The sequence below is a fragment of the Mesorhizobium tamadayense genome (genome assembly GCF_003863365.1).
GTDB classification, from domain to species: Bacteria; Pseudomonadota; Alphaproteobacteria; order Rhizobiales; family Rhizobiaceae; genus Mesorhizobium; species Mesorhizobium tamadayense.
On the sequence record NZ_RQXT01000205.1, the window covers coordinates 1 to 631 of the forward strand.

Consider the following 631-nt stretch of genomic DNA (forward strand, 5'->3'; position numbering starts at 1 on the left):
ACGCATTTCGCGCCACATCCATGTCGACGTGCTCTACCACTATTTGCCGGAGCGCGCCGGTCGCTGGTTGGCGCTTAGCGTCGACGTTATCCGTGTCGTCTTCTTCGCATATGGGACCTGGCTGATGTGGCGCTACGTCTCGATCGTGGCGCATGAGCGCATGGTCACCGTCAACCTGCCACGCCGCTGGTTCTTCTACGCCGTGCTGGCCGGCTTCGCGATGATGTTCGTGCGCTCGATCCAGGTCTTCGTCGCCAACTACAGCCGTGGCTATTCGGTGCTCGAGCGTCCCGGTGCGTTCGAAACAGTGGGGGACTGAGCGATGGTGCTTCTGGTCGGAGGCTTTCTTGTCCTGATGCTGATCGGCGTGCCGGTCGCCGTTTCGATGGCGGCCGCCTCGGTGCTCTATCTCGTCATCTACGGCGTCGCGCCCGACATCATCGCGGCCCAGCGCATGATTGCCGGGGTGGAGAGCTTTCCGCTGCTCGCGGTGCCCTTCTTCATTCTGGCCGGCAACCTCATGAACATCGCCGGCGTCACCGGCCGCATCTACGCCTTCGCCCTTGCCCTGGTCGGCTGGATGAAGGGCGGCCTGGCGCAGGTCAACATCATCGGATCGGTCATCTTCTCT

2 protein-coding genes are annotated in these 631 nt (G+C 62.8%); both read left to right on the forward strand.

The window, feature by feature from the left end:
* A partial coding sequence (locus EH240_RS37270; protein ID WP_125007282.1) for a TRAP transporter small permease occupies positions 1–319 on the forward strand: 319 nt, incomplete at its 5' end.
* 3 nt (positions 320–322) lie between these two features.
* On the forward strand, positions 323–631 hold a 309-nt coding region (locus EH240_RS37275), incomplete at its 3' end, for a TRAP transporter large permease subunit (protein WP_125007284.1).